Here is a 22,001-nt window from a genome sequence, read left to right on the forward strand (position 1 = left end):
CTCTCGCTTTTCTTCCATTACATGAACATCATTGCAAATAGCGGCCCGAGCAAACATGTCAAAATCGCTGTTAATGTCATTGTTACCGATCCAATAACACCTTCATGTTCATTATTTTTCATCGCTCTCATCACACCCATAATATGAGAAGCACATCCAAATCCGATACCTTTACCAACTGAGTTTGTAACGCGGCTCCATTTTAATAAAAGCGGGCCAGTAATCGTTCCGGTAATACCTGCAATAACAACGAAGGCTGCTGTTAATGACGGTACACCACCAACTTGCTCTGAAACACTCATCGCAACTGGCATTGTCACTGATTTTGGTAAAGAAGATAAAATTAAGCTTTTATCTGTTCCCATAAGTGACGCAATAGCAAAGTCACTTGCAATGGCAACTGTTGTACCTACTAATACGCCACCAGCAATCGGTACAACATACTTTTGAAGAACGTGGCGTTGTTTATAAAGAGGAATTGCAAATGCTACAACACCGGGTCCGAGCAGTTTTGCAATCCAGCCGCCACCACTTTCCATATAATGTTGATAGGGTATATCAAGCATAATAAATAAGAAAGCCATTAATCCTGTTGCTACAAGCATTGGAATGGTGAATGGTGTTGGAAATAATTTATAGATTTTTTTAGATAATTGGTATAATAGCACCGTAAAAAGAACCCAACCGATTCCGATTAATATTTGGCTCATCTCGATTCTCTTTCCTTTCTATTTGCAAGATATTGTCCTGTATGTCCTGCAACAATAATAATTAAAAATGTACTCGCTACAATTGTAATGAAAAGAGAAATTCCTTTACTCATAAAAAAAGCACCGTAATTCATTAGGCCAAGTGTTGGCGGAATTAATAAAAACGGCATAATAGCAACGAGTGTTTCTGCTCCTAAATCGAACCATTTCACTGGAAGAACTTTTAGGCTAAGTAAAACAAGTAAGAGGAACATTCCAATCAAACTTCCTGGGATCGGAATATTTAACATTTCTTGTACCCAAGTTCCAACCATATAAAAAACGTAAAGAGCAGCAATTTGGACAAGAATCTTTGTAAATTTCATGTTCATCATCCCTCTTGTTTATACGATCTTCTGTTAATATCTTTATCATAGTATAAATTGTAAAAAGCTGCAATTTATCAACTTGACAGCAAAAAACGCCTATGTTATACGCTTACAACCTTGATATGACTACATTTTCAAAAGAAAATTAAGTCAAAAACCTTGACCTAATATAAGAAGTTTTTATTTTCTGAATTTTAAAGGTTATTATTTCAATAAAATAATCTTTTTATCCTTAAGCTTACATATATATAAAGTGAAACTTTAATCAGTGGGTGATTCTTTATCCCCCACTGATTATTAGTTGAACCAATTCGCTGAATTTTGAGGTTGGGGTCTTACTGCCCATTAAAGTGGGATGAACAAGATAGGTGGTGAACATATGCCCAAAAAGGTTCTCATTTTTTGTGATCCTGGGATTGATGATACGATGGCTCTCCTCTTAGCATTCTTTATCGATGAAATAGAAATCATCGGTATTGTTGCTGATTACGGCAATGTTCCAAAAGAGATGGCCGTACAAAATGCTCATTTTCTTAAGAATGAAACAAGGAATAGAAATATTAAGATATTCGGTGGTTCAGAACGCCCTCTTACTGGTGCCCCGCCTGCTTTTTTTACAGATGTACACGGGAAACAAGGGCTTGGGCCAATTATTCCAAAGGGGAATGTGACTAATGGAGAAATGGAGAATTTCTTTGAAGTGATTCCTCTTATTGAACAGTATAAAGATGAATTAATCATTGTAAGTTTAGGAAGACTTACATCTCTAGCAATTTTATTTATCATGTGCAAACAGTTAATGAAACAAATTAAATCTTACTACGTAATGGGCGGTGCCTTTTTACATCCTGGTAATGTCACCCCTATTTCTGAAGCAAACTTTTATGGCGATCCTACTGCCGCTAATATAGTCCTTCAATCCTCACCTAACATGTACATCTATCCATTAAACGTCACCCAATATTCCATCATTACACCAGAAATGGCTGAATATATTGAAGCAAAAGGAAAAGCCCCACTCGTCAAACCGTTATTCGATCATTATTACTACGGCTATTATAAAAATGCTCTACCACATTTAAAGGGTAGCCCCTTCCATGACACAATGCCAATACTCGCTTTACTTGATAACTCTATGTTTACGTATCACAAATCCCCTATCGTTGTTATGACAGAATCCTCTGCACAAGGAGCAAGCATAGGGGAATTTCGTTCTTTAGTGAACCAAAAGCCATTTATTGATTGGCCGGGTCATCAAATTGCAATTGATTTTGATTATAACCGTTTCTTTAAACATTTCATGTCACTTATGACGGGGGAACAATTTTAACATAAAAAAAAACAGACCGTGATTTCTCACGGTCTGTCGTTATTTTCTACAATTATCGTTTGATATTGTAGAAAGATTTGATACCATCGTAAACAGCGATTTCGCCTAGTTCGTCTTCGATGCGTAATAATTGGTTGTACTTAGCAATACGGTCAGTACGGCTCATAGAACCAGTTTTGATTTGGCCAGCGTTAGTTGCAACTGCGATGTCAGCGATTGTAGCATCTTCAGTTTCACCAGAACGGTGAGATACAACTGCTGTGTAACCAGCACGTTTAGCCATTTCGATAGCTTCGAAAGTCTCAGTTAAAGTACCGATTTGGTTAACTTTAATTAAGATTGAGTTAGAGATACCTTTTTCGATACCTTCAGCAAGTTTTTGAGTGTTAGTTACGAATAAGTCGTCACCAACTAATTGTACTTTATCACCGATACGCTCAGTTAATAATTTGTGACCATCCCAGTCGTTTTCGTCTAAACCATCTTCGATAGAGATGATTGGGAAGTCTTTGCAAAGCTCTTCGTAGAAATCAACCATTTCTGCAGAAGTTAAGCCAGTACGGCCTTCGCCTGCAAGGTCATATTTACCAGTTTCTTTGTTGTAGAACTCAGAAGAAGCAACGTCCATTCCTAAGAATACGTTCTCGCCAGCTTTGTAACCAGCTTTTTCGATAGCTTCGATGATTACTTCTAGTGCTTCACGGTTAGAACCAAGGTTTGGAGCGAATCCACCTTCGTCACCTACTGCAGTGTTAAGACCTTTGTCATGTAATACAGCTTTAAGTGCATGGAATACTTCAGCACCCATACGGATTGATTCTTTGAATGTTGGAGCACCAACTGGTAAGATCATGAACTCTTGGAAGTCTACGTTGTTATCAGCGTGAGAACCACCGTTGATGATGTTCATCATTGGAGTTGGTAATTGTTTTGCATTGAATCCACCAAGGTAACGGTATAATGGAAGACCTACGAAGTCAGCTGCTGCGTGAGCTACTGCCATAGATACACCAAGAATAGCGTTAGCGCCTAGTTTACCTTTGTTTGGAGTGCCATCTAATTCGATCATAGCACGGTCGATACCAGCTTGGTCAGTTACGTCGAAACCAACGATTTCTGGAGCGATTGCTTCGTTAACGTTGTTTACTGCGTTCATAACACCTTTACCTAGGTAACGAGATTTGTCACCGTCACGTAATTCTACTGCTTCGTGCTCACCAGTAGATGCACCACTTGGTACGATAGCGCGTCCGAAAGCGCCGCTTTCTGTGTAAACTTCTACTTCTACAGTTGGGTTACCACGAGAGTCAAGGACTTCACGAGCATAAACATCAATAATTGTTGACATAATAAATTCTCTCCTTTTTATATAAGCAAATTATTTAATAATTGTTTTACCTGTCATTTCTTTCGGTTGCTCAACACCAAGAAGTGTAAGCATAGTTGGAGCGATATCACCTAAGATACCATCTTCACGTAATTCTACGTCGTTCTTAGTAACAATGAAAGGAACCGGGTTAGTTGTATGAGCTGTCATTGGCTCTCCTTCAGAAGTTAATTCTTCATCCGCATTACCATGGTCAGCAGTAATAAGTGCTACACCATCTTTTGCAAGAATCGCTTCTACAACTTTTCCTAAACATTCGTCAGTTGCTTCTACTGCTTTAATTGTTGGTTCCATCATCCCAGAATGGCCAACCATATCACAGTTCGCAAAGTTAAGAATGATAACATCGTGTTTATCATTTTCGATTTCATTTACTAAAGCGTCCGTTACTTCGTAAATGCTCATTTCAGGTTTCAAGTCATACGTTGCAACCTTCGGTGAGTTAATTAAGATACGCTCTTCTCCTGGGAATTCAGCCTCACGACCACCGCTAAAGAAGAATGTAACGTGCGGATACTTTTCAGTTTCCGCGATGCGAAGTTGCTTTAATCCCGCTTGCGCAACAACTTCACCTAAAGTGTTATCAAGGTTCATTGGCTTGAATGCCACGTAACCATCTACTGTTTCACTAAAGTGTGTCATACATACGAATTCTGGAATGTGAGGTACTTTTTCACCACGATCGAACTCACGGAAGTCTTCGTTTGTAAATACACGAGCAATTTGAATTGCACGGTCTGGACGGAAGTTATAGAAGATAACTGCATCATCATCATTGATTGTTGCAACTGGCGTGTTATCTTCGTTAACAATTACAGACGGCAATACGAATTCATCGTAGATACCATTTGCATAAGAGTCTTCTACACACTCTTCTGCTGATTTATAAGTAGGGCCTTCACCATTCACCATAGCACGGTAACATTTTTCTACGCGATCCCAACGCTTGTCACGGTCCATGGAGTAATAACGACCAGAGATAGTCGCGAATTGTCCTACTCCTGTTTCTTTAATTACTTCATTTGTTGCATCGATATAGCTTTGTGCTGTTTTTGGTCCAACATCGCGGCCATCTAAGAATGCATGAATGTATACTTTCTCAACGCCTTCTTTAGCTGCTAAGCGAAGAAGAGCAAACATGTGGTTCATGTGACTGTGCACACCACCGTCAGAAAGTAAACCGAATAAATGAAGTGCAGTACCTTTTTCTTTTACGCTTTTAATTGCACTTTGGAACGTTTCGTTCTTATCGAACTCACCTTCACGAATTGCAACGTTTACGCGTGTTAAGCTTTGATATACAATGCGGCCAGCACCGATATTTAAGTGACCAACCTCAGAGTTACCCATTTGACCCTCTGGAAGACCTACTGCCTCACCACAAGCTGTAAGCGTTGTGTGAGGGAATTTGTTCCAGTAACCATCAAAATTAGGTTTCTTAGCTTGTGCTACAGCATTCCCGTAAGTTTCTTCACGAAGTCCGAAACCGTCAAGAATGATTAAAGCTGTTGGCTTTCTCATTTTACCGCCCCCAGAAGACCTAAGAACGAAGCAGGCTCTAAGCTAGCACCGCCAACTAAAGCGCCGTCGATGTCAGATTGTGCCATGTACTCTTTAATGTTTTCTGGTTTTACGCTACCGCCGTATTGGATACGAACAGCTTCTGCAGCTTCTGGAGAAACAGCTTCTGCAACAACTTTACGGATATGCGCACATACTTCGTTTGCATCTGCAGAAGAAGAAGATTTACCTGTACCGATAGCCCAGATTGGCTCATAAGCGATAACAGTTGCTTTAACTTGCTCTTCTGTTAAACCTGCAAGTGCTTTTGTTACTTGACCTGCTACTAGATCAAATGTTTTTCCGCTTTCGCGCTCTTCTAAAGTCTCACCACAACATACGATTGGTGTTAAACCATGTTCAAATGCTGCGATAGTCTTTTTGTTTACTGACTCATCTGTTTCAGCAAACATTTCACGACGCTCAGAGTGGCCAAGTACTACGTAGCCTACTTTTAAGTCGCTAAGTGCTACTGGGCTAATTTCGCCAGTGAATGCACCATTTTTTTCGAAGTGCATGTTTTGTGCACCTACTTGTAAATCAGTTCCTTCAGTCGCTGCTACAAGGCGCTCTAAGAATAGAGCTGGAGAGCAAACTACTGCATCAACAGCTGAAGCTGCTGGGATTTGACCTTTAACTTCCTCTACGAAGCTAACTGCTTCAGATAGAGTTTTATTCATTTTCCAGTTACCTGCGATAATTGGTTTACGCATGCTTTGCACCGTCCTTTTTCTTTGGCTGCTACTTATTTGTCGTTAAGACAAACTACACCTGGAAGCTCTTTACCTTCCATGAATTCTAATGACGCACCGCCGCCAGTAGAAATGTGGCTCATTTTATCAGCCATACCGAATTTTTCAACAGCTGCTGCAGAGTCACCACCGCCGATAACAGAGTATGTACCTTCTGCATCTGCTAATGCTTGTCCTACTGCTTTTGTACCTTCTGCGAATGGAGTCATTTCGAATACACCCATTGGTCCATTCCATACAACAAGCTTAGAATTTTTAATTACATCTGCATAAATTTCACGTGTTTTAGGACCGATGTCCACGCCTTCCCAGTTAGAAGGGATAGAATCGATATTAACGATTTTAGTTGTTGCAGTTTCAGAGAATTCCTCAGTGATTACAACATCAACTGGCATGTAGAAGTTTACGCCTTTTTCTTTTGCAAGTTGCATAAATTCTTTAGCTAGTTCAATCTTGTCGTCTTCACATAGAGATAGACCAATTTCATGACCTAAAGCTTTAACGAATGTGTAAGCAAGTCCGCCACCGATGATTAAGTTATCTACTTTGTCTAATAGATGACGAATTACACCGATTTTATCTTTTACTTTCGCACCACCGATGATAGCTGTGAATGGACGTTCTGGGTTAGAAAGTGCTTTACCTAATACTTCTAACTCTTTTTCCATTAATAGACCAGATACTGCTGGTAGGTAGTCTGCGATTCCTGCTGTAGAAGCATGAGCACGGTGAGCTGCACCGAATGCATCGTTTACGAAGATATCAGCAAGAGCTGCAAATTCTTTCGCAAGTTCTGCATCGTTCTTTTCTTCGCCCGCATAGAAACGTACGTTTTCAAGAACTAATACGTCGCCTTCGTTCATCGCTGCAACCATTTCTTGTGCAACTGGTCCGAATGCTTCGTCTGCTTTTTTAACATCTTTACCAAGAAGCTCGCCTAAACGTGCTGCTACTGGAGTAAGACGTAATTCTTCTACTGCTTGACCTTTTGGACGGCCTAAGTGGCTTGCTAAAATAACCTTCGCACCTTGCTCTACTAAATATTGAATTGTAGGAAGAGCTGCACGGATACGAGTTTCATCTGTAATTTTGCCTTCTTTCATAGGTACGTTGAAGTCAACGCGGCAAAATACACGCTTACCTTTTAAATCTACGTCACGAATTGATTTTTTGTTCATTGGATTTCCCTCCGACTACTAGTTAGGATTGACAAAACCCACTCAAAAGCTTAACACATTTGCTTTTAAAACGAAAGAAGAGAGAGAGGGAACAAACCCTCTCCCTCGTTTTGTCATTGATAACTTATATAATTAAGAATTAAAGACCTTTTGAAGTCATGTAAGCTGCTAAGTCTACTACGCGGTTAGAGTAACCAGTTTCGTTATCGTACCAAGAAAGTACTTTAACCATGTTACCTTCCATTACCATTGTAGATAATGCATCGATTGTAGAAGAAGCTGTACATCCGTTATAGTCGATAGATACTAATGGCTCTTCGCTGTATCCAAGGATACCTTTTAATTCGCCTTCAGCTGCTGCTTTGAATGCTGCATTTACTTCTTCAACTGTTACTTCTTTGTCAAGTTCAACAACTAGGTCAACTAGAGAAACGTTAGCAGTTGGAACACGTACAGCGCCACCGTTTAATTTACCTTTAAGTTCTGGTAATACTAATGCTACTGCTTTAGCTGCACCAGTAGATGTTGGGATCATGTTTTCAGCTGCTGCACGAGCACGACGTAAATCTTTGTGTGGTAAGTCTAAGATTTGTTGGTCGTTAGTGTAAGAGTGAATTGTTGTCATCATTCCGCGTTTTACGCCGAATTTTTCGTTTAATACTTTAGCGAATGGAGCTAGACAGTTTGTAGTACAAGAAGCGTTAGATACTACATTGTGGTTAGCTGCATCGTATTGTTCGTGGTTAACACCCATAACTACAGTGATATCTTCGTCAGAAGCTGGAGCTGAGATGATAACTTTCTTAACTGATCCACCTAAGTGTTTTTCAGCGTCTGATTTTTTAGTGAAACGGCCAGTAGATTCTACTACTACTTCTACTCCGTAGTCGCTCCATGGTAATTGAGCTGGGTCACGCTCAGCGATAACTTTAATTTCTTTACCGTTAACAACGATGCTGTTTTCGTTAGCAGATACTTCTGCATTTAAAGTTCCGTGAACTGTGTCATATTTTAAAAGGTGAGCTAATGTTTTAGCATCTGTTAAGTCGTTGATTGCTACTACTTCTACCTCAGAGTTGTTAAGAGCTGCGCGGAATACGTTACGTCCGATACGTCCAAATCCATTAATACCAATTTTAGTCATTTGAATTTCCTCCTTGGGGGATTATATTAAAGGGTAATACCCTTTGTTAACTGTTTTGCTGCACCTTCATCTGTAATTAGAATTGAAGTGTGCCCTTGTTTAATTACAGCCTGTATTGCCTTTGCCTTTGAAGAACCTCCAGCGACTGCAACAACGTGAGATACACTTTGTAAATCCTCAAGTTGCATACCAACTGTTCTTACTTTATGAACAACATTTCCTTGTTCATTAAAGTAGTAACCGAAAGCTTCGCCAACTGCTTCACTTGCTTGAATCTTTAACCAATCTGCTTCCGAAGTATTTCTGCGACGTGCCATTGTTAACGCATCACCTATTCCATGAATGACGATATTGGAAGATCGAATCAACTCAAGAACTTCTTTCACGGAAGGCTCTGTCACAATAGACGCATATGCTTCGCTGCTAACATGGTCTGGAACATACAATAAGCGATAATTACTCATCGTATTTTGCGCCATCTTGGCACAAATAGTATTGGCTTCTAACTCGACGCCTTCTCCAATTCCACCACGTGCTGGGACAAATAGCATATGTAAATCTTTGCAATCAAGCTGCATCATGTCCGCAACAGCAGCTAGCGTAGTTCCTCCAGCCACAGCAACGATATTATTCGCTGTCAGACGGTCTTTTATACAAGTCACACAAGCACGGCCCATCTCCAGTTTGACCCAAGGCGATTCATCACTATCACCAGGGACAACGAAAACTTCATCCAAGTCTAATGTTTCCTTAAGTTGCTTTTCTAAAACCTTTAACCCGGAAATTTCTTTCATAAAGTCTTCCAAAGCAAGAACTAAAGCTGTTCCTTCTTCTGTCAAAGTCATTCCAGAAGAAGCGACGTGAACTAAGTTTTGTTCTTTCAAAACTTGAACTTCACTTCGCAATACTCGTTCTGTCATACCGAGACTTGCTGATAAATTTCTTCTTCCAATCGGCTGCATAAGCCTAATGTATTGAAGAATTTGCATTCTCGTTTGCATAACAGGTAGCAGATCAGGTAATAATTTTTTTGTGTTCTGAATCCATGAGCGCATATCTTTTCTCCTCACTACATCGGTTCATTTTCCCTCGTGGTCACTTTACGTCCCGTAGTGACATTTTGTGTCCCACATAGGTTAAAAAAATAATCCCTGCTACGTGTATTATTGTAACAGGAGATAGAAACTTATTCAACTCTTAACTGCATTCTTTATATAGTTTATTATGACACCTTTGTGAATGTTACCATATTCTACTTGTTTTCCGTCTATTTCTACAACCGGAATCATTAGGTGATATTTTTCTAAAAGGTCATTATCTTCATATATATCTATTTCCTCAATTTGAAAAGAATATTCACATTGTACTTCCTGTAAAACTTGCTTCGCCTTCACGCAAAGGCCACAATCATTTTTTGTATACAGTACAACTTTCATCTTCTTCACCTATCCGATCGTTTTTCGTAATGACGACGCTGGGATGTGCATTTGCTCCCTATACTTCGCCACTGTTCTTCGAGAAATAACGATTTCATGCTCTTCTTCTAACAATTTTGAAATCTTTTGGTCTGAAAGTGGCTTTTTCTTATTCTCCGCCTCAACAAGCGTTTGAATAAATTGTTTTACACGCTTTGTAGAAACTGCTTCATCTTCAGTAGTCGAAACGGCATTACTAAAGAACGATTTCATCTCAAATAAACCGTGTGGTGTTTGCACATATTTATTTCGCGTTGCACGACTAATTGTCGATTCATGGACGCTTAGCTCTTCTGCTACTTCTTTTAAAGCAAGTGGCTTTAAATACTCCGGACCTTTCCAGAAGAAATCACGTTGTTTTTCCATAATAATGGTCATCACTTGCAAAAGCGTTTGTTTTCTTTGTTTCAAACTACGCATAATCCACTGTACATGCTGATACTTTTCTGAAACGTAAGATGCTACTTCACTTTCACTATTATTAAGAAGCGCACTATATTCAGAATGAATTTCAATTCTCGGCATATTTCTCTCATTCATTTGTAAAACGAGACGATCACCGTCTTTTTTCACCGCCATATCAGGCACAATATAAAGTGGTTTATCAGAAGAAAACGCAAGACCTGGTTTTGGTTGTAATGACGTTATACAATTTACAGCACTCTGTAATTCCTCATTACTACACTTCAACACTTGAACGAGCTTTCGCCAATCTTTCTTTACGAAATAAGCGAAGTGATCTTCCACAACCTCTTCTGCTAATCCATTCCGCCTTTGTAAGCGCTTCAATTGCAAAGTTAGACATTCCTGAATATTACGCGCCCCTACCCCTGCTGGCTCGAGTGATTGGACAAGCTCTACAGAGCGGTCGACTACATGAAGCGGTGCGGAAAGAAGATTTGCTAACTCCTCGTTCGTTTCTTGTAAATACCCATTTCCATCCATGTTCATAATAATGAAAGAAGCTACTTTTCGCTCTTCTTCCTCTATTTTATAATACTGTATTTGATTTAATAAATGTTGCTGAATCGTTGTAGAATCCACACTGTAGATTTCCATCTGATTCTCGACTTGTTTGCTGGTACTTTTACTGTTGTTAGAGCTCTTTTTCTTCTCCCTCTCAAAACCACCTAACTCAATAAGGGGATTCTCTAACGATTGCTCATACAAAAACTCCGATAATTCTTGTACATTATACTGGAGCATTGTAATCGCTTGCCTTAACTCTTGTGTCATTGCCAAACGTAAGCTTTGTTCTTGTAAAAGACTTGCCTTCAAACTAATCTCCCCCTTGTTTCTATTGTACAATAAGTTTGGTAAAAGGAGAATGCTATCACAGACACCCATTCCAAAATATTATTAATTTATATGTATTAATGAGATTTACAACTTAAAACCGAAATTTGAATAATATTGAAAGAAAATAATAGCACAACAAATTATTACCACATACTAATAGTAAATCTTATAACTAGATATAACAAGAGGGTAATAAAAAAAGCCCTAACCTACAAAACGTAAGTTAGGACTTTTTGACGCGCCCAGAGGGATTCGAACCCCCGGCAGACGTGGTACCGGAAACCACCGCTCTATCCGACTGAGCTATGGGCGCATGATTATAGAAAACACTTCATTTTCTCTTCATAATAATAGCAATAAAAACCATTTAAATCAATAAAAACTCTTTGATTGCACGTTATATATACGCTATTTTTTGCATAAAAAAGCCCCCTAATTTCTATATTTAGGAGGCAATTCTTAACGGTCTTATTTATCTAGTTTCTCTTTAATCTCTTTTGGAATTTCATTCGGCTGTACTTCTTGATATGTTTCAATATATTCACCTTTTGTTTTAACCTTTACATACGCTCCCTCTCTAAGTCCACGAGGTGCATAAAACTTAACATCTCTCTCTTCACCTGAAGCATAATAACCCATTAGTTTATAATCCCCAGCTACCTCTCCAATTTTAGATAGTCGGCCAGATTCTTTCGCTTTTACATATACAAAGTCCTCTTTCACAAGCGGATTGTATCTATCTGTTATCTCATTATAAGAAACACTTGCCACACCAATAACTAATATAAAAATTCCAATTAAACCTAATAATAATTTCTTCATTTTTCTCTCCTTACAATATGCTTTTAACTTGTTTTACCTTCTTTATTCTAGGAGAAAAAAGTTTTTGTCACTATCGCTTTTCCTTACATGTTCATTACAAAATTGTAATGCTCAGATGCTTCATCCCTAAAATTCCCAATCATAAATTCACCCTAACTCACAAATTATAACCTTTGAATTGATATTCCAAAGGGGGCTTCATTCAATGACTGTAATTACGAAATTAAAGCAAACTGTTTCTGGATTAAAAAGTGCACAAGCTAGCTTAGAGGGATTCGCTCTTGATACGGATAACCAACAAGCTAAGCAACTTTTCCAAACAGCTGCGCAGCAAACACAAACAATTATCGATTCTTTAAACCCACGTGTTGAAGAAGTCCAACAAGAAGAACCACAATACTCACAGCAATAACGAATCAGTCTTGCTGTGAAATAGAAAAAGGATGATATGCAGTCATCCTTTTTCTATCACATTACATATTGCAATAGAAATGGAATGATAAGTATGCAAAAACTCGGACTCATAACCGTATTATTTGCCCTTCTATTTAGCTCTTTTACCGGATGTGATAATAGTCCTTTAGATAAAAAAGTGAAAGAAGAAGCAAAACGAACGGAGAAAGAGAAAGGTCCAAAGTTAACAAAAACGAGTATGGAATCCTTTAATCAATCTATATCACAAGGAGCCAAGAAAAGAGCTCTCGCTATGGATGAAATTATAAAAAGTACAGCAGTAAATTCAAATTTAGATCTCTACATAGCAGTTACACCTGAGCATCACGAAAGATTTGGATTAAAACCTCTCCGTAAGAAGCTTCAAAAGCAGCTAAGTGATGAGCACCCCACTTTCGATGTTCGTGTAAGTACAGATAAAAAAATCTTTATGTTACTTGAAAAGCTTGAAAGAAAAATTAAGGAAAAGAAAGTATCTAAAGATGAAATTAATAAACAATTAAAATTCATTGGTAAAAAAATGGAGTCTAACACTTAACGCTTTTTAAAAGAAAAGGAAGGTTTGCAATGTCTAGTAAAGATAAAAACTTAACCCCTGTGCAACAGGAATATAAAAAATTCGAGCAAGAACGCGAACCGAAGCGTCCTGTCTTAAAAAACTGTATAAAAGCCTTTTTCGTTGGTGGTTTCATTTGCCTAATTGGGCAACTCATTTCTACTTTTTATATTACGTATTTCGATTTCACTGAACGATCAGCAGGGAATCCAACAGTAGCAACTCTTATTTTCATCTCGATGTTACTAACTGGGTTCGGCGTATATGATCGTCTCGGTCAATTTGCAGGTGCTGGGACAGCTGTACCTGTCACTGGATTTGGTAACTCTGTTGTCGCCGCATGTATCGAACACCGGACGGAAGGGTTTGTCCTTGGCGTTGGCGGTAACATGTTCAAATTAGCCGGATCCGTTATTTTATTTGGTGTATTTTCAGCTTTCGTCATCGCACTTATTAAAACGATTCTCGTTCAATGGGGAGGGCTATAAATGTTACAAGGACACCGAACGTGGGTATTTGAAAACAAACCAGTTATCATTTCAACTGGAGTCGTTGGCGGACCGTTTGAAGCAAAAGGGAAAATCCCAGAAGACTTCGATATCCTTCATGAAGATTTATGGCTCGGACAAGATTCCTATGAAAAAGCACATAAAATTTTGTTCGAAGAAGCTTGTAGCCGCGCCACTGAAAAAGCAGAACTTCGTAAAGATGATATTCAATTTGTACTCGCAGGAGATTTAATTAATCAAATTACCCCTACAAGCTTTGCTTGCCGTACACTGGGCACTCCTTATCTCGGACTATTCGGTGCTTGTTCTACTTCTATGGAAGGTTTAGCACTTGGAGCGAGTATCGTAAATGCAAAAGGCGCAAAATATTTATTAACCGGGGCATCAAGTCATAACACTGCTGTAGAAAAACAGTTCCGCTACCCTACCGAATATGGTGGACAAAAGCCACCTACCGCGCAGTGGACAGTAACTGGAGCAGGGGCCGCTATTTTAAGTGATACTGGACACGGCCCTAGGGTAACATCCGCAACAATCGGAAAAGTGGTTGATATGGGATTAACAGATCCGTTTAATATGGGAGGCGCAATGGCTCCAGCCGCCGTCGATACAATTGAGGCCCACTTACGCGAACGCCAAATTGATGCCTCTTACTACGATTTAATCGTAACCGGTGACCTCGGGCATGTAGGACGTGAAATTGCTTATGACTTACTACATAAACACGGAACGAAAGTAACGAGCGAACAGTTTCAAGATTGCGGGCTACTCATTTATAGAGAAGGGCAACCTGTCATAGCTGGTGCTAGTGGACCAGGATGTTCCGCAACAGTCGTGTACGGTCATTTATTAAACCGAATGAAAAGAGGAGAGTTCAAAAAAATACTTGTCGTTGCGACAGGCGCTTTACTATCTCCACTTACATTCCAACAAGAAGAAACGATTCCGTGCATCGCTCACGCCGTTTCAATTGAATTCGGAGGTGCAACGCAATGATTTTTTTCTGGGCTTTCGTCATTGGCGGACTCATATGTGTAATCGGCCAACTTATGTTTGATGTCGGCAAGCTAACACCCGCTCATACAATGGCAACACTCGTTGTTGCTGGAGCTATATTAGATGGATTCAATTTGTATGAACCATTAATTGACTTCGCTGGAGCTGGGGCAACCGTACCTATTACAAGCTTTGGTAATGCCCTCGTTCACGGCGCAATGGAAGAAGCTGCAAAACATGGCATCGTTGGCGTTATTACCGGCATGTTTAAAGTAACAAGCGCCGGTGTATCCGCAGCTATTATTTTCGGCTTCATCGGAGCATTGCTATTCAAACCGAAAGGATAAGGTGTTCGTATGACAGTTATCGCTAGCGTCAAAACCTGCCTTGCTAGTGTAAGGGGCGCTCAAGCAAGTTTAAGCTCCCTTTCACTACATTCACAGGACGCAGAATCAAAACGTGTATTTCATGAATGTATGTTAGAAATGGACAGCATCATCGCTGATTTACAAAATAGAGTTTCAGTATTAGAACGTGAAGAACCTCAATATAAAGGGTTTTAAGTAGACTGGAGGAAATGACTATGTCTCACCTGCCGGAATGGACACTTGTCATTCTTCGCTCTGTATTCATATTAATTATTTTATTCGCTATTACGAAATGGTTAGGGAAAAGACAAATCTCTCAGCTCTCCTTTTTTGAATACATTGCCGGAATGACAATCGGTGACATCGCTGCCCAAGTATCTACAGGGCTCGATTCAAAATTTTTTCACGGCGTCTTTGCGATACTCATTTTCGCTGTGGTACCTTTTTTAACAGGAATCCTTTCTTTAAAGAACAAAACAGCTCGGGACTTCTTTGAAGGGAAATCTACCGTATTAATAAAAGATGGAAAGATACTCGAAGATAACTTAAAGAAAGAAAAATATACAAGTGACGAATTACTGGAACTTCTCCGTGGAAAAGATGCTTTCAGCGTAGCTGATGTTGAATTTGCTGTATTAGAACCGAGCGGAGAATTAAATGTATTATTAAAGAAAGATCGCCAACCACTCACAGCAAAAGACATCGGTTTAAAAGTGCCGAACGAAAAAGAACCACAAACTGTTATTATGGATGGCAATGTCTTAGATGAACCGCTATCCGCAAGTGGACATAACCGCGCTTGGCTACATGCTGAACTAGAAAAGCTCGGTGTTGTTATCGAAAATGTCTTTCTCGGTCAAGTTGATTCATACGGACAACTGACTATCGACATTTATAATGACAAACTACAAATGCCTTCTCCTCAAAACAAACCTTTATTATTAGCATCATTAAAAAAATGTCATGCCGATCTCGAACTATTTTCCCTAGAAACAAAGTCGAAATCAGCAAGCGAAATGTATAGTAAAAACGCGAAACAAATCGAAAAGATTTTAAATAAAGTAACCTATCTTTTAAAAGAATAAATATCGAAAGAACGCTTCAGTCAAAAGGCGTTCTTTTCTTTTTTTCTACAGTTTTTATAACGTTTAAATTTATGTAATTCGGTTATGATGTTGAAGATACATAAGCAGGGAATTTCAAAAACATAGCGAATATTTCATGGTACAACTACATATTTTTTTGATTTAAAGTGGTTTCGTTTGACCTTTATTGACCATAATTGTATTATAAGACTAAGAAAGCTTTATAAGGAGGAAATAACAGATGAATTTAATTCCTACAGTAATTGAACAAACAAATCGTGGAGAACGCGCTTACGATATTTACTCTCGACTATTAAAAGACCGCATCATTATGCTTGGTAGCGCAATTGATGACAACGTAGCTAACTCAATCGTTTCCCAGCTTTTATTCTTGGAATCTCAAGATCCAGAAAAAGATATTCACATCTACATCAACAGCCCTGGTGGTTCTATCACAGCAGGTATGGCAATTTACGATACAATGCAGTTTATTAAACCGCAAGTATCAACAATCTGTATCGGTATGGCTGCATCTATGGGTGCATTCTTACTTGCAGCAGGTGAAAAAGGAAAACGTTATGCACTTCCAAACAGTGAAGTAATGATTCACCAACCACTTGGTGGAGCACAAGGTCAAGCGACTGAAATCGAAATCGCTGCTAAACGTATCCTATTCTTACGTGAAAAACTAAACCAAATTCTTGCTGACCGCACAGGTCAACCACTTGAAGTACTACAACGCGACACAGACCGCGACAACTTCATGACAGCAGAAAAAGCTTTAGAATACGGTTTAATCGATAAGATCTTTACAAATCGTTAATAACTAAAAGCGGAAGCGGCTCGTTCAGAATCGCAGGGTGTTGGAGCTTTTACATCCGAGGCGCTTTTTGCCTCGAATGTAAAAGCGAAACAACCGGAGATTCTAGCCGCTGGAGCTGGATAAATTTAAAGCGGAAGCGCCCTATAACAGGGCGCTTTTTTTATATGCTGTTCTTCGCCCGTATACCCCACCTAGTATCAGCCGAAATATATCGGCGATTTTTCAAATATATCGACCGTAACTCCAATTATATCGGCGATTATTTTAATATATCGACGTTTCGACACAACTTATCGACTTAACGACAATTCTCGACAAGTACGCACACCCCACATACCCCCACCAACAAGCCCCAAACAACAAAAAAGCTATCGCACATGCGCGATAGCTTCTTATTGTACATATGCAGCTAACGCCTCTAAAGCCTCTTCTGCATCTGAACCTTCTGTTGTAATTGTTATCATGCTACCAGTTCCAATTGCTAAGCTCATAATCCCCATTATGCTCTTTGCATTTACTGTCTTCCCATCTTTCTCGATGAAGATATCTGCATGAAAGCGATTGGCCTCTTGTACAAACAACGCAGCCGGACGTGCTTGTAAACCGTTTTTTAATGAAACCTGAACTCTTTTTTGAACCACAGCTCCATTTCCCCTTTAACCTCTTATTTTTTTGCTACCGTTTCCCCCGCGCGTAATTTCTCTGCAATATCATCGATTTTACGCAAACGATGATTAATACCCGATTTACTAATTTTCCCCCCGGATACCATCTCACCTAACTCTTTCAATGTTACATCTTGATAATCTCTTCTTAATTGTGCAATTTCTCGTAGTTTATCCGGCAATATATCAAGACCAACCGTCTCATCAATATAGCGGATATTTTCAATCTGCCTTAGCGCTGCACCAATTGTTTTATTTAAATTAGCTGTTTCGCAGTTCACTAAACGATTTACAGAATTACGCATATCACGTACGATTCGAATATCTTCAAATCTTAAAAGTGCATTATGAGCACCTATAATATTTAAAAACTCTGTAATCTTTTCTGCTTCTTTCAAATACGTAATGTACCCTTTTCTTCTTTCCAACGTCTTACTATTTAAATCAAATCCGTTCATCAGTTCACATATAGCATCATTATGTTCCTTATATAACGAAAAGATCTCTAAATGATAAGATGATGTTTCTGGGTTATTTACTGAACCACCTGCTAAAAATGCACCGCGTAAATACGATCGTTTACAACATTTCTTCTCAATTAATTCTTGTGATATATTTCGAATAAATGAAAAGTCATCTCGAACGATATGAAGATCAGCTAATATTTCGCGCGACTTCTCAACAAGCCTTACGATATATACATTGTTTTTCTTCAATCGCATTTTTTTACGAACAAGTAATTCTACCGTCACGTCATATCCTTTTTTCAAAAGCGTATAAATCCTTCTTGCAATTGCCGCATTTTCCGTTTGAATATCGATTGATAGACGACGATTTGAAAAAGAAAGCGATCCGTTCATTCGAAGTAAAGCTGATAATTCTGCTTTCTCACAGCATTCCTTCATCTCCAGATTCGTCAACTCTTTCTTTGTTTCTGATGCAAATGACACAGCCAACACCTCCTTATACGATTATTGTGGAACAAAAATCTTGTCCTATATGAAATGAGGAGCGTTACCTCAAACGAGGCAACGCACATCTACAACAGTGAATATAAAATAGAAGCTAGTTTTAATGTATCGTGTCTTACAACACGGTCATCATACTTCGCTAATTGATCTTGAATCACATTAATATTATTTTCAGTAAAACGCTCTTCATCTACTACAACTGGCGCCGACATTTCTTCCTCATATAACTGACGTAATTCACAAGGAATATCACGGTTATTTACAATTGCAGTATCGATAAATGGTTCACCTAAATGATCATGTAACGCCTGCACATGGTCAAACGCAGTATATCCCATCGTTTCACCAGCTTGCGTCATAACATTACACACATATACCTTCTTCGCTTTTGCAGCAAGAACAGCGTCCCCAATTTTGTTAACAACTAAATTCGGTAATATACTCGTATACAAACTTCCTGGACCGAAAACAAGTAAATCAGCTCGTTTAATTTCAGTCAACGTTTCATGTAACGGCTCTACATCTTCTGGAGTTAAAAAGACACGGTTAATTTTCTTTCCGAAATAAGGAATCTTTGATTCACCTGTTACAATTTCTCCATCTTCTAGTTCCGCATGTAGTACTGCACTTTGATTCGCTGCTGGTAATACACGTCCTCTAACATTTAAAACTTTACTCGTTTCTGTAATAGCATGGAAGAAGTCTCCTGTAATCGAGGTCATACCTGCCAATAATAAATTTCCTAACGCATGACCTTTCAGCCCATCTCCCGTTGTGAAACGATGCTGAAATAAAGCTTCCACCAGTGGCTCTACATCTGATAACGCAACAAGTACGTTACGAATGTCACCTGGGGGTGGAATTTCTAGCTCATCACGTAATCTACCTGAACTGCCACCATCATCAGCGATTGTAACAACTGCTGTAATATCAACCGGATATTGTTTTAATCCTCGTAATAAAACAGAAAGTCCCGTTCCGCCTCCCATGATAACAATTTTAGGTTTTCTCTCTTTTTTCATCCCTTAATGACCCTTTCTCTTCTCCACATCACGATGAGATACATGAACGCTATACTCTGGTTTCAAATGTTTCCCAAGGTATTCTGTAAGCGTAACAGAACGATGCTGTCCACCTGTACATCCAATTGCAATTACAAGTTGACTCTTGCCTTCTCTTTTATAATGAGGCAACATGAAAGTGATAAGATCAGTCAATTTCTCTAAAAACTTATGCGTCTCATTAAATTTCAGCACATACGATGAAACTTCTTCATCTAGTCCTGTTAATGGCTTCATATGTGGAATGTAATATGGATTTGGTAAAAAACGAACATCAAATACTAAATCTGCATCAATTGGAATACCGTACTTAAATCCAAATGACATAACATTTACACGAAATGCTTGCTCAGTTTCAGTTGAAAATAGGTGAACAATTTTTTCACGTAATTCTTTCGGTTTTAAATCAGATGTATCAAGCACAATATTAGCGCGTGCCTTCATATCTGTTAATAAATTACGCTCTGCTTCGATTCCCTTTAACGGCAGACCAGTTGGTGCAAGTGGATGCGAGCGTCTCGTTTCTTTATAACGAGTTACAAGCGTGCTATCTTTCGCATCTAAGAATAAAATATGAGGAATAATCCATGTACGTTCTGATAAATCATCAAGCGCTTCCCATAAATGTTCGAAAAACTCTCGGCCACGTAAATCAATACCAAGTGCTACTTTATTCATTTTTCCTTTTGAATCCGCCATAAGCTCAATAAACTTCGGCAATAACATCGGTGGTAAATTATCCACACAGAAATATCCTAAATCTTCAAAACTTTGTAAAGCTACTGTCTTTCCAGCTCCAGACATTCCTGTAATAATTACCATTTTTATATCATTATTCTCTGTCATCGTATCCTCTCCTTGACGGTTTAACTCGGATCTAATCGATATGAAAGCAACTCAAAATCTGGGGTATATACAAATGTACCGTAGATTATGCCATTTCCTTTAATTAAATAATCAATAATGTGATAATCTCCTGGTGCCATTGCTAAATCATCAATTTTATCAAATGTATGCCAACCAATGATGCCTTCTTCGCTCTCTAGTTTGTTTTCTCCTGCAAAATCTGTCGCTAAAAAGGAGAACATCATCCATTCAGAAACAACTTTATCACCTTCTTGGATGACAAAGGTGAAGACCCCCTTTAACGCTGGGTTCTTTAAATAAATACCTGTTTCTTCACGATACTCGCGAACAACGGAATCTCTTACGGTCTCACCACGCTCCATTTTCCCGCCTGGTGCAACCCACCAATTCCGGCGAGGTTTTTGGAGTAAGAGTACTTCATTATCTCTAATTAACACACAGTTTGTCACTCTTTGCATGTTTCTTCACCTCAGCTACTTGCAGCAAATTCCTCACTGCATACTCATTTCATTATACTATCAAAAACAGTTTGCTACAACGAAGGAGCCAGTCTCCTTTCGCTAAGCATACGCTACTCAACAATTTTAAGAAAGCTTTCTATAACAAGCAATGTAAATGCCTGGACTCTCCATGAATAGCATGAAAAATCCCCTTAACGATTTTTATCGCCAAGGGGATTAAAACCTTTATTTCTTACCGAAATAAGTAACAATCGCAAATCCTAAAATAAAGGTAATAATTGAACTTATAATTGAAAATCCTCCAGTTGGAATACCAGGGAACACAATTACAATTGAACCGATAACTAGTCCAATGATTGCCGCAAATGTCATACTTTTATATCGATCTAATAAGAAACTAATTCCTTTACTACTTACAACGAACCCTACCATAACACCAGCACCAATAACTGCGATTAAAGGTACGTTGAGTGTAGTTAAAGCATTAATTGCTGTCGGATACACACCAATAATTAACAAAATAAATGATCCGCTAATTCCAGGAAGCAACATAGCCATACTAGCCATCCATCCTGCGAAAAATAAACCAATTGCATTTAAAATTGTTAACGTCGTAATTGGGTCTGCTGTCTTATCTGGTTTAAAGAAAGCTGTAATCGCAACAAGAATTGCTGCAACTATTAATAAAACAATGTGCTTACCTTTAAACGATGACTTTGCATCAGCTTCTCTCATTAACATCGGTAATATACTAATAATTAAACCGAGGAAGAAAAATTGAGTCGGTTCATAATGATTTGCAAGTAAATATTTAATAACATGACTTAACGTTAAAAACGCTGCTGCCACACCAGCTGCAAGTGGAATTAAAAATCCTAAATGTTTTTTCCATTCACGACTAAAGAATCCGCTAATTGCCGCAAGCAATTGTTCATAAATCCCTAACACAACAGCGATTGTACCGCCGCTCACACCAGGAATTAAATCACTAACGCCCATACAAAATCCACGATATATATTACGCCATTCCATACTGAATAAATTCCTCATTTCTTATAGTGATTTTTTCCGTAAAGTCCAGTATATCAATAAGAAAGCTTATAATCCCAATATTTTTTGACAAAACTTTGACATTTTCACACAAAAAAAGAAGAAAGCTCC

General features: G+C 38.7%; 26 protein-coding genes and 1 tRNA gene. 9 read left to right on the forward strand and 18 right to left on the reverse strand.

Features of this window, described 5'->3' with window-relative positions; genetic code table 11:
* Window positions 1–17 precede the first annotated feature (17 nt).
* Window positions 18–710 carry an LrgB family protein gene (locus tag ACTFRS_RS21585; protein ID WP_000078299.1) on the reverse strand — a complete coding sequence of 231 codons (693 nt, stop codon included), beginning with the start codon at window positions 708–710 and terminating at the stop codon, window positions 18–20.
* Window positions 707–1,075, reverse strand: coding sequence for a CidA/LrgA family holin-like protein (locus ACTFRS_RS21590; RefSeq protein WP_000673220.1), 369 nt, complete (start codon window positions 1,073–1,075; stop codon window positions 707–709). Before ACTFRS_RS21590 ends, ACTFRS_RS21585 begins: the two co-directional genes overlap by 4 nt.
* A 382-nt stretch (window positions 1,076–1,457) precedes the next feature.
* Here ACTFRS_RS21590 and ACTFRS_RS21595 point away from each other — a divergent pair, with 382 nt between their 5' ends.
* A complete protein-coding gene (locus ACTFRS_RS21595) occupies window positions 1,458–2,408 on the forward strand; it encodes a nucleoside hydrolase (RefSeq protein WP_061657637.1) in 951 nt (316 codons plus the stop codon).
* 52 nt (window positions 2,409–2,460) lie between these two features.
* Here the strand turns inward: ACTFRS_RS21595 and eno are convergent, their stop codons facing one another.
* The 10 genes from eno to ACTFRS_RS21645 all read right to left on the reverse strand — a co-directional run bounded on the left by eno (window position 2,461) and on the right by ACTFRS_RS21645 (window position 12,025).
* Window positions 2,461–3,756, reverse strand: coding sequence for a phosphopyruvate hydratase (gene eno / locus ACTFRS_RS21600; protein ID WP_000103949.1), 1,296 nt, complete (start codon window positions 3,754–3,756; stop codon window positions 2,461–2,463).
* A 30-nt stretch (window positions 3,757–3,786) separates the two neighbouring features.
* On the reverse strand, window positions 3,787–5,316 hold the full coding sequence (gpmI, locus tag ACTFRS_RS21605) for a 2,3-bisphosphoglycerate-independent phosphoglycerate mutase (RefSeq protein ID WP_001231152.1): 1,530 nt from the start codon (window positions 5,314–5,316) through the stop codon (window positions 3,787–3,789).
* On the reverse strand, window positions 5,313–6,068 hold the full coding sequence (tpiA, locus tag ACTFRS_RS21610; RefSeq protein ID WP_001231038.1) for a triose-phosphate isomerase: 756 nt from the start codon (window positions 6,066–6,068) through the stop codon (window positions 5,313–5,315). Before tpiA ends, gpmI begins: the two co-directional genes overlap by 4 nt.
* A gap of 32 nt (window positions 6,069–6,100) precedes the next feature.
* Complete coding sequence (locus tag ACTFRS_RS21615) at window positions 6,101–7,285, reverse strand: phosphoglycerate kinase (RefSeq protein WP_088327961.1); 1,185 nt, start codon at window positions 7,283–7,285, stop codon at window positions 6,101–6,103.
* A gap of 139 nt (window positions 7,286–7,424) precedes the next feature.
* Window positions 7,425–8,429 carry a type I glyceraldehyde-3-phosphate dehydrogenase gene (gap, locus tag ACTFRS_RS21620; protein ID WP_000161236.1) on the reverse strand — a complete coding sequence of 335 codons (1,005 nt, stop codon included), beginning with the start codon at window positions 8,427–8,429 and terminating at the stop codon, window positions 7,425–7,427.
* A 26-nt stretch (window positions 8,430–8,455) separates the two neighbouring features.
* Window positions 8,456–9,484: a gapA transcriptional regulator CggR gene (gene cggR, locus ACTFRS_RS21625; RefSeq protein ID WP_139868333.1), complete on the reverse strand. Its 1,029-nt coding sequence runs from the start codon at window positions 9,482–9,484 to the stop codon at window positions 8,456–8,458.
* 135 nt (window positions 9,485–9,619) lie between these two features.
* Window positions 9,620–9,865, reverse strand: a complete 246-nt coding sequence (locus ACTFRS_RS21630) for a glutaredoxin family protein (protein ID WP_000869738.1) — start codon at window positions 9,863–9,865, stop codon at window positions 9,620–9,622.
* 9 nt (window positions 9,866–9,874) lie between these two features.
* The gene (gene rpoN / locus ACTFRS_RS21635) at window positions 9,875–11,182 is read right to left on the reverse strand and encodes an RNA polymerase factor sigma-54 (RefSeq protein ID WP_000647971.1); all 1,308 of its coding nucleotides are present in this window, start codon (window positions 11,180–11,182) and stop codon (window positions 9,875–9,877) included.
* 258 nt (window positions 11,183–11,440) lie between these two features.
* Window positions 11,441–11,516, reverse strand: a tRNA-Arg gene (locus tag ACTFRS_RS21640).
* 155 nt (window positions 11,517–11,671) lie between these two features.
* Window positions 11,672–12,025 (reverse strand): YxeA family protein, encoded by a 354-nt coding sequence (locus tag ACTFRS_RS21645; protein ID WP_440025043.1) that lies wholly within the window; start codon window positions 12,023–12,025, stop codon window positions 11,672–11,674.
* A 205-nt stretch (window positions 12,026–12,230) separates the two neighbouring features.
* Here ACTFRS_RS21645 and ACTFRS_RS21650 point away from each other — a divergent pair, with 205 nt between their 5' ends.
* The 8 genes from ACTFRS_RS21650 (at window position 12,231) to clpP (ending at window position 16,815) form a co-directional block, all read left to right on the forward strand.
* The gene (locus ACTFRS_RS21650) at window positions 12,231–12,437 is read left to right on the forward strand and encodes a DUF1657 domain-containing protein (protein WP_000216166.1); all 207 of its coding nucleotides are present in this window, start codon (window positions 12,231–12,233) and stop codon (window positions 12,435–12,437) included.
* 93 nt (window positions 12,438–12,530) lie between these two features.
* Window positions 12,531–13,016, forward strand: a complete 486-nt coding sequence (locus tag ACTFRS_RS21655; protein WP_139868339.1) for a YhcN/YlaJ family sporulation lipoprotein — start codon at window positions 12,531–12,533, stop codon at window positions 13,014–13,016.
* Between the two features lie 29 nt (window positions 13,017–13,045).
* Window positions 13,046–13,522 (forward strand): stage V sporulation protein AC, encoded by a 477-nt coding sequence (spoVAC, locus tag ACTFRS_RS21660; protein ID WP_000095407.1) that lies wholly within the window; start codon window positions 13,046–13,048, stop codon window positions 13,520–13,522.
* Window positions 13,523–14,539, forward strand: a complete 1,017-nt coding sequence (gene spoVAD / locus ACTFRS_RS21665) for a stage V sporulation protein AD (RefSeq protein ID WP_000938952.1) — start codon at window positions 13,523–13,525, stop codon at window positions 14,537–14,539.
* Entirely contained in the window at window positions 14,536–14,886 is a 351-nt protein-coding gene (spoVAE, locus tag ACTFRS_RS21670; RefSeq protein ID WP_000575919.1) for a stage V sporulation protein AE, read from the forward strand. The genes spoVAD and spoVAE overlap by 4 nt, the downstream gene beginning before the upstream one ends.
* Window positions 14,887–14,895: 9 nt before the next feature.
* Complete coding sequence (locus ACTFRS_RS21675; protein ID WP_000215900.1) at window positions 14,896–15,102, forward strand: DUF1657 domain-containing protein; 207 nt, start codon at window positions 14,896–14,898, stop codon at window positions 15,100–15,102.
* Window positions 15,103–15,122: 20 nt separating this feature from the next.
* A complete protein-coding gene (locus ACTFRS_RS21680) occupies window positions 15,123–15,992 on the forward strand; it encodes a DUF421 domain-containing protein (protein WP_000018910.1) in 870 nt (289 codons plus the stop codon).
* Between the two features lie 241 nt (window positions 15,993–16,233).
* Window positions 16,234–16,815, forward strand: coding sequence for an ATP-dependent Clp endopeptidase proteolytic subunit ClpP (clpP, locus tag ACTFRS_RS21685; protein ID WP_001049162.1), 582 nt, complete (start codon window positions 16,234–16,236; stop codon window positions 16,813–16,815).
* Window positions 16,816–17,207: 392 nt separating this feature from the next.
* Here the strand turns inward: clpP and ACTFRS_RS21690 are convergent, their stop codons facing one another.
* From ACTFRS_RS21690 to ACTFRS_RS21715, 6 genes are all read right to left on the reverse strand, one after another.
* Window positions 17,208–17,456: an HPr family phosphocarrier protein gene (locus tag ACTFRS_RS21690; protein ID WP_000250307.1), complete on the reverse strand. Its 249-nt coding sequence runs from the start codon at window positions 17,454–17,456 to the stop codon at window positions 17,208–17,210.
* A gap of 23 nt (window positions 17,457–17,479) precedes the next feature.
* Window positions 17,480–18,430, reverse strand: coding sequence for a DNA-binding protein WhiA (gene whiA / locus ACTFRS_RS21695; protein WP_000006561.1), 951 nt, complete (start codon window positions 18,428–18,430; stop codon window positions 17,480–17,482).
* Between the two features lie 89 nt (window positions 18,431–18,519).
* The gene (locus ACTFRS_RS21700) at window positions 18,520–19,473 is read right to left on the reverse strand and encodes a gluconeogenesis factor YvcK family protein (protein WP_000712175.1); all 954 of its coding nucleotides are present in this window, start codon (window positions 19,471–19,473) and stop codon (window positions 18,520–18,522) included.
* 3 nt (window positions 19,474–19,476) lie between these two features.
* On the reverse strand, window positions 19,477–20,358 hold the full coding sequence (gene rapZ / locus ACTFRS_RS21705) for an RNase adapter RapZ (RefSeq protein WP_000138457.1): 882 nt from the start codon (window positions 20,356–20,358) through the stop codon (window positions 19,477–19,479).
* Between the two features lie 20 nt (window positions 20,359–20,378).
* Window positions 20,379–20,837: an NUDIX hydrolase gene (locus ACTFRS_RS21710; RefSeq protein WP_001190080.1), complete on the reverse strand. Its 459-nt coding sequence runs from the start codon at window positions 20,835–20,837 to the stop codon at window positions 20,379–20,381.
* Window positions 20,838–21,065: 228 nt separating this feature from the next.
* Window positions 21,066–21,872 carry a DUF368 domain-containing protein gene (locus ACTFRS_RS21715; protein WP_139868341.1) on the reverse strand — a complete coding sequence of 269 codons (807 nt, stop codon included), beginning with the start codon at window positions 21,870–21,872 and terminating at the stop codon, window positions 21,066–21,068.
* Window positions 21,873–22,001 lie beyond the last annotated feature (129 nt).

This window comes from Bacillus cereus group sp. MYBK139-1 (assembly GCF_051916915.1).
Classification (GTDB): Bacteria; Bacillota; Bacilli; order Bacillales; family Bacillaceae_G; genus Bacillus_A; species Bacillus_A pacificus.

Bases quoted from the DNA above. Each gene is read 5' to 3' on its own strand.
- ACTFRS_RS21650 (WP_000216166.1), top strand. From the start codon at position 12,231: ATGACTGTAATTACGAAATTAAAGCAAACTGTTTCTGGATTAAAAAGT.
- ACTFRS_RS21715 (WP_139868341.1), bottom strand. From the start codon at position 21,872: ATGGAATGGCGTAATATATATCGTGGATTTTGTATGGGCGTTAGTGAT.
- ACTFRS_RS21675 (WP_000215900.1), top strand. From the start codon at position 14,896: ATGACAGTTATCGCTAGCGTCAAAACCTGCCTTGCTAGTGTAAGGGGC.
- ACTFRS_RS21645 (WP_440025043.1), bottom strand. From the start codon at position 12,025: ATGAAGAAATTATTATTAGGTTTAATTGGAATTTTTATATTAGTTATT.
- spoVAE (WP_000575919.1), top strand. From the start codon at position 14,536: ATGATTTTTTTCTGGGCTTTCGTCATTGGCGGACTCATATGTGTAATC.
- ACTFRS_RS21595 (WP_061657637.1), top strand. From the start codon at position 1,458: ATGCCCAAAAAGGTTCTCATTTTTTGTGATCCTGGGATTGATGATACG.
- clpP (WP_001049162.1), top strand. From the start codon at position 16,234: ATGAATTTAATTCCTACAGTAATTGAACAAACAAATCGTGGAGAACGC.
- gpmI (WP_001231152.1), bottom strand. From the start codon at position 5,316: ATGAGAAAGCCAACAGCTTTAATCATTCTTGACGGTTTCGGACTTCGT.
- eno (WP_000103949.1), bottom strand. From the start codon at position 3,756: ATGTCAACAATTATTGATGTTTATGCTCGTGAAGTCCTTGACTCTCGT.
- ACTFRS_RS21615 (WP_088327961.1), bottom strand. From the start codon at position 7,285: ATGAACAAAAAATCAATTCGTGACGTAGATTTAAAAGGTAAGCGTGTA.
- rapZ (WP_000138457.1), bottom strand. From the start codon at position 20,358: ATGACAGAGAATAATGATATAAAAATGGTAATTATTACAGGAATGTCT.
- gap (WP_000161236.1), bottom strand. From the start codon at position 8,429: ATGACTAAAATTGGTATTAATGGATTTGGACGTATCGGACGTAACGTA.
- cggR (WP_139868333.1), bottom strand. From the start codon at position 9,484: ATGCGCTCATGGATTCAGAACACAAAAAAATTATTACCTGATCTGCTA.
- spoVAC (WP_000095407.1), top strand. From the start codon at position 13,046: ATGTCTAGTAAAGATAAAAACTTAACCCCTGTGCAACAGGAATATAAA.
- ACTFRS_RS21700 (WP_000712175.1), bottom strand. From the start codon at position 19,473: ATGAAAAAAGAGAGAAAACCTAAAATTGTTATCATGGGAGGCGGAACG.
- ACTFRS_RS21585 (WP_000078299.1), bottom strand. From the start codon at position 710: ATGAGCCAAATATTAATCGGAATCGGTTGGGTTCTTTTTACGGTGCTA.
- ACTFRS_RS21680 (WP_000018910.1), top strand. From the start codon at position 15,123: ATGTCTCACCTGCCGGAATGGACACTTGTCATTCTTCGCTCTGTATTC.
- ACTFRS_RS21630 (WP_000869738.1), bottom strand. From the start codon at position 9,865: ATGAAAGTTGTACTGTATACAAAAAATGATTGTGGCCTTTGCGTGAAG.
- ACTFRS_RS21590 (WP_000673220.1), bottom strand. From the start codon at position 1,075: ATGAAATTTACAAAGATTCTTGTCCAAATTGCTGCTCTTTACGTTTTT.
- tpiA (WP_001231038.1), bottom strand. From the start codon at position 6,068: ATGCGTAAACCAATTATCGCAGGTAACTGGAAAATGAATAAAACTCTA.
- ACTFRS_RS21710 (WP_001190080.1), bottom strand. From the start codon at position 20,837: ATGCAAAGAGTGACAAACTGTGTGTTAATTAGAGATAATGAAGTACTC.
- ACTFRS_RS21655 (WP_139868339.1), top strand. From the start codon at position 12,531: ATGCAAAAACTCGGACTCATAACCGTATTATTTGCCCTTCTATTTAGC.
- spoVAD (WP_000938952.1), top strand. From the start codon at position 13,523: ATGTTACAAGGACACCGAACGTGGGTATTTGAAAACAAACCAGTTATC.